Source organism: Nonomuraea sp. NPDC049784, assembly GCF_040659615.1.
Classification (GTDB): Bacteria; Actinomycetota; Actinomycetes; order Streptosporangiales; family Streptosporangiaceae; genus Nonomuraea.
Window position 1 is genome coordinate 1 of record NZ_JBFAMX010000682.1, and the last position, 5,176, is coordinate 5,176.

The following is a 5,176-nucleotide window of genomic DNA, read 5'->3' on the forward strand; positions in this document are numbered from 1 at the left end:
ACGCCCGCCAGCGGGCCGCCCACCCCGCGGCCAAACCTCGTGTTCTTCCCCCACAGCCCGACTACAAGACCGGCGAACTGCCGAGGATCTGCCAACAGCACACCATCACCGTCCGCAAGGACGACCTCGGCCACCTCGACAAGTTCCGCCAGGATCTGCCCTACCTCAGCCCCTCGTGGCGAGGGACGTACTCCACTGTCAGGGCGATGACGGAGGGGCTGAACGGCCGCCTCAAAGGCCACGACCTCGACCTGAGTGACCCAAAGAGCCGGCTCGCCCACGGCCGCGTCGCCCAGACCATCCTGGTCGCATTGCTCGTCGCCGTCGCCAACGACCACTTCCTCGACCAGTGGCGCCACACCCACCAGCCCCCAGACGAGCCTGACACACCCGCCGACATCCTCCAGATCCCGGCAGAGCACATCGACCGCACGCCGCTCATGGGCCGCAGCAGGCCACCACCCGTCGCATAACCTGCACTTCAGCTCACCTTGTCGCACCATCCAGCCCGGCGCCGGCATCGCCATGCCCAGCGACGCGAACTCCGACCTCCACCAGCGCCCTGACACCACCCGCGCCTTCCAGGACACCTGCTCCGCGGCTCCCAAAACAGGACGAACCCGATTCGGAAACTCCTGAAACGACAAGATCCCGCCTGATCTCGATGATCAGACGGGATCCCGTCAACTTCAGTCCAGCCGTCTCATGAACGGCCCGCGTTGGTAGCGGGACGATTCAAACGTCCCGAAGTCCGACAGCGAGCCCGTGCCTGCCTCGAGGGCATGCTGTCCGGGCTGGAGCGCAAGAACGGCTGGTCGCTGGCCGAGTACGCCGGTGAGAGCACGCCCGATGGGATGCAACGGCTGTTCAACGCCGCCAAATGGGACGTCGACGGCGTGCGCGACGACATCCGCGGCTACCTGATGGAGCACCTGGGCGAGGCCGACGGCGTGCTGGTCGGTGATGACACCGGCTTCGCCAAGCAGGGCAGTTGTTCGGCCGGAGTGCAACGGCAATACACCGGCACCCTCGGCAAGGTCGCCAACTGTCAGATCGGGGTGTTCCTCGGCTACGCCTCCAGCCGTGGCCGGGCGGTGCTGGACCGGGAGCTCTACCTGCCCAGGGATTCGTGGATCGCGTCGCCGGAGCGCTGCGCAGCTGCGCAGATCCCCGAGCAGGTCGGCTTCGCCACCAAACCCCAGCTCCTGCAGGCCATGATCGAACGGGCGCTTGCCGCCGGCGTGCCGTTCGGCTGGGTAACCGCCGATGGGGCCTACGGCGACAACGGGCCACTTCGCCGCTTTCTGGAGAGCCACCAGATCAGCTACGTGCTCGCCGTCTCCCGCGCCCATCAGATCACCACCGGCGTCGGCAAGATCCGCGCCGACGTCATGGCCAGCAAGGTGCCCAAGAGCGGATGGCAGCGCCTGTCCTGCGGCCAAGGCGCCAAGGGCGAGCGGCGCTATGACTGGGCGCTGATCGCCACCTGCAGCCCCACACATCGCCTGCTGATTCGCCGCTCGCTCAGCAACCCGTCCGACTTGGCCTTCTACCTGTGCCACACTCCGCAGCCAGTCCCGTTACAACGCCTGGTCCAGGTGGCCGGAGCTCGCTGGACGATCGAGGAATGCTTCCAAACCGGCAAGAACGAGGCCGCCTTCGATCACTACCAGGTCCGGCTCTATCCCGCCTGATACCGATACATCACCCTGGCCATGCTCGCCCTGGCCTTTCTCACCGTCTCCCGTGCCGCCCTCGATCCCAAGCCCGCCTCGTCGACCACCGCCGGCCAGCTCATCGCGATCTCCGTTAACGAGATCCGCCGCCTCTTCGCTCTGCTGACCCGGCCACCCATCAACGAAGACCACATCCTGCACTGGTCATACTGGCGACGACGCCATCAAGCCCGCGCCCGCCAAAGCCACTACCAGCGACGACAACTCAAAGAGCGATAAGTGCGGCTGGAGTACTAGGAAGGCGTCGGCGGCATGAATGGCGATACCGCGCACCTGACACCAAGCCACTTCGCGAATCGCGAGGGTCGTCAAGCGCTCCGGGTCGTGATGTCGAGGCCCGGCGGCGTCTCGAGACGGCCTGCATGGGACGCTGTCGGGCAGGGAACAACTGTGCGAAGCGCGATCCTCACGGGGTCAGGTCGTAGACATGCACGCGCACGTTACCCTGGACCAGATGCCGCCGGATCAACGGTTTTATCTGCTCCCAGTGCCCCCGGCAAGGCCCGTTCCGATACGGAGCATATGCACGCTCGCACCGAGTCGGCCAGCCTCAAGGGTCAGCTTGGCCAGGCATTGTTGGAGCGCTGGATAGTGGATGGGGGCGTCCGCGCGGGCGCGGGCGCGGATTCCGTGCTGGGCCAGCATGTTACAAGCCCAGAGGGCGTCTTCGACCTGAACCATCTGGATCTTGCCCAGTGCGCGTCGTTGTTGGCCGTCCGCGAAACCAGGTCCGATAAGCGCGCTCTGGCCGCTGCCACCGCCGGGGTAGCGCAAGCACGAATCCAGCGCCCCATCCTCCAACGTGGTTGGCTTTACCGGCCTCGAACTGCTGCAAGCACTGCTGGGCAGGGGCTGTCACGTGCCGGACGTGTGCGCGAGGAGAGCGGATGGCCGCAACGTCTCTTGCGTTGGTCTGGCGGGAGAAGCTTCGAGCAGTGCTTCAGGGTCGGTGACGTTAGTCCTGGCTGAAGAGGTACTCGCCGTCGTTGCCGCTGAGCAGAAAGACGAAGCGGTCGGCGTCTGCGACCTCGAACCGAGCAATGTCTGAACTGCGAGGCCCCGCTGCCCCCACCGGTCGCCCGCGGTGGGCGGCCTCGCAAGTACTGCTCCGACGCTTGCCGGTGGGCCTTCGGCAGGACCCGCGCCAGGCGCTGGCGTCCGCTCACCCAGCGCCACCAACGCCAAGACGACACCCGCAAGCAGCGCCGTCATCTCCGTGACCAGGCTGAACACCTCGCTCAGGCAGCCGGGAAGCTGGCCCTCGACCTGCACGCGGAAGACCTCGCCCTGCCCACCCAGCAGACTGGCTGGAAATCCGGGCCGATCGCCGGCTACGCCGCGGCCGCGCTGCCCCTGCTCGCTCAGGCCCGCGCCGTCCTGGCCGCGGCCGTCGCCGCCGATCGGGCGGCTGGCGCCACCTGGGACGAGATCGGCGCAGTTCTGGATGTCAGCCCTGACACTGCCGCCCGCCGCTACCGCACCTGACGGCGAGCTGGCACCTCATCGAGCGGCGCTCACGCATTGATCGAGAAAGCCTTGGCGCGTGCAGCCGTCGGGATGGTGAGATGGCACGGTGATCAACCACGACGAGGCGGCAGTCCGACCGTTGACACTGGCCTGGGTGAGCCGGCACCTGGAGGTCGGCGAACGGATCGTCAGGACCGAGGTGCTGCACGGCGGCATCACGGCCGAGATGCGGAGGCTGACCATCGGCACGCAGGACGGAGACACCCGTGACCTGGTGCTGCGGAGCTTCGTCGACCCGTTCAGGGTGAGGGGCGCTGAGGGCGGGCTGAACGGGGAGGCCGGAGCTCTGACCCTGTTGGCGGGGACCGGCGTGTCGGCTCCTGAGCTGGTCGCGGTTGATCCGACCGCCGCGCATTGCGAGTATCCATCGCTCTTGATGACACATCTGGCAGGCCGGACGGTCCTCGACGATGAGGGAGTGGAGACGCGCGTTCCTCTGCTGGCTCGTCAACTCGTGGCCATCCATGCGCTGCGGCCCGCCGAGCGGCCCCGGAAGTATGTGACGCTGACGACCGCCGACACCGTCGTGGTTCCGAAGGGCGCCGACGCGGCGGCATGGGCCGCGGCGATCGACATGATCCGCAAGCCCGCGCCGCCCTATGAAGGGCGATTCCTGCACCGAGACTTCCAGCCCGGCAACGTGTTGTTCGACGTGCCGCCCTCAACGCCGGCGGGCGCCCGGATCACCGGCGTCGTCGACTGGGCAGGGGCCTGTTGGGGTCCGGCGGATCTCGATGTGGCGCACTGCTCCACCAACCTCGCGCTGCTGCACGGACCGGCGTGGGGTCTACGGTTCGCTGAGGCGTATGAGGAAGCCGGCGGGGTGCTGGCTGCGACCACGAGCGAGCGGCTGTACTGGCAGGTGCGGGACGGGCTGGCCTGCTCAGAAGAAGTGCAGTTAGTGTCGCAGCCCTGGCGTGAGGCAGGCAGAACAGAGCTGACGACGCGATCCGTGGAGGAGCGGCTGGACGCCTATGTCATCGCCCTGATGGACGCGCTGGGCTGAGCCCTGGCGGTCCGGGTGCAGCCCGACCCCATCGGAGGTTCGAAAACAACCTCTTGAAGGCGATCGACCCCGAAGCATGGACGCCCGGCTGCCTTTGGCCCGCCGAAGTCGACGCCCAGGCCAAACTCCCCCTCCTCAGCCGGAACCCCCACGAGCAGTTCCCGCTCCTCCCCGAGCGACCTCGCTCAGCGCGTTCGACCTTCGTGATCTCCTATAGGTGCACGGAAGCTGCTGGATACTTCTGAGCATGACGGTCGAGACGCGCAGGATCCTGGAAATCAAGCCGGGACAGACGTGGCTGGTCATCGCCAATGGGCAGTGGGCCTACGACGCACCGCCCAACCACTCCGCAGTGCCGCTCGACAAAGCCTCCATCTGGCTACTTCCCCTGGTCGAACGCCCACGCCACGAGGTCGAATCCGAGGCCCTCTCGAGACTCGGCCCCAACGATCCGGGCCTGGCCGACCCCGTGCACTTCGTTATCAGCACCGGCTTGAGCGCATGGTCCGACCACTGGATCTCGCACGCGCTCCGCTGGGTGACGGCCGACGAGGCCGAGACCTTCTCCACCCAACTCCACACGATCGCCACAGCCCGGACCGCCGCCGCCCAGCAAACACAGCACGCAGCGAAGAAACTCCTGAAACAACAGGGACTCTGGAGACCACTGCCACACGAGTCGACTTAGGCCAGCTCCGCCCAGAATCACCCACCGAGCAAAGATCAGAGCTTAGGACGACAAGATCCTAGGAGCCTCTATCCAAGATCGTTCATAGTTCAGAGAAGGCGTATGTGACCTTGCTGCCGTCGAGGATGACGGGCTCGAGAACGCCGCGCGGCGCGATGATGCCGGTCCGGCCGACCGCCCATTCGACGTCGACGAGCTTGCCGACGACCTCGGCGGCGG

General features: G+C 66.8%; 5 protein-coding genes and 1 pseudogene. 5 read left to right on the top strand and 1 reads right to left on the bottom strand.

Annotation, left to right across the window (positions count from 1 at the left end):
• From AB0J09_RS55650 to AB0J09_RS55670, 5 genes and pseudogenes are all read left to right on the top strand, one after another.
• On the top strand, positions 1–473 hold a 473-nt coding region (locus tag AB0J09_RS55650), incomplete at its 5' end, for a hypothetical protein (protein ID WP_360710518.1).
• 204 nt (positions 474–677) lie between these two features.
• Positions 678–1,691 (top strand): annotated as a pseudogene (locus tag AB0J09_RS55655) (IS701 family transposase); the annotation flags it as partial.
• 24 nt (positions 1,692–1,715) lie between these two features.
• Positions 1,716–1,955, top strand: coding sequence for a hypothetical protein (locus AB0J09_RS55660; RefSeq protein ID WP_360710520.1), 240 nt, complete (start codon positions 1,716–1,718; stop codon positions 1,953–1,955).
• Between the two features lie 1,402 nt (positions 1,956–3,357).
• Positions 3,358–4,269, top strand: a complete 912-nt coding sequence (locus AB0J09_RS55665; RefSeq protein WP_360710522.1) for an aminoglycoside phosphotransferase family protein — start codon at positions 3,358–3,360, stop codon at positions 4,267–4,269.
• Between the two features lie 247 nt (positions 4,270–4,516).
• Positions 4,517–4,957: a hypothetical protein gene (locus AB0J09_RS55670; protein WP_360710524.1), complete on the top strand. Its 441-nt coding sequence runs from the start codon at positions 4,517–4,519 to the stop codon at positions 4,955–4,957.
• An 82-nt stretch (positions 4,958–5,039) separates the two neighbouring features.
• On the opposite strand, the gene AB0J09_RS55675 is transcribed toward AB0J09_RS55670, so the two are convergent.
• On the bottom strand, positions 5,040–5,176 hold a 137-nt coding region (locus AB0J09_RS55675), incomplete at its 5' end, for a hypothetical protein (protein ID WP_360710525.1).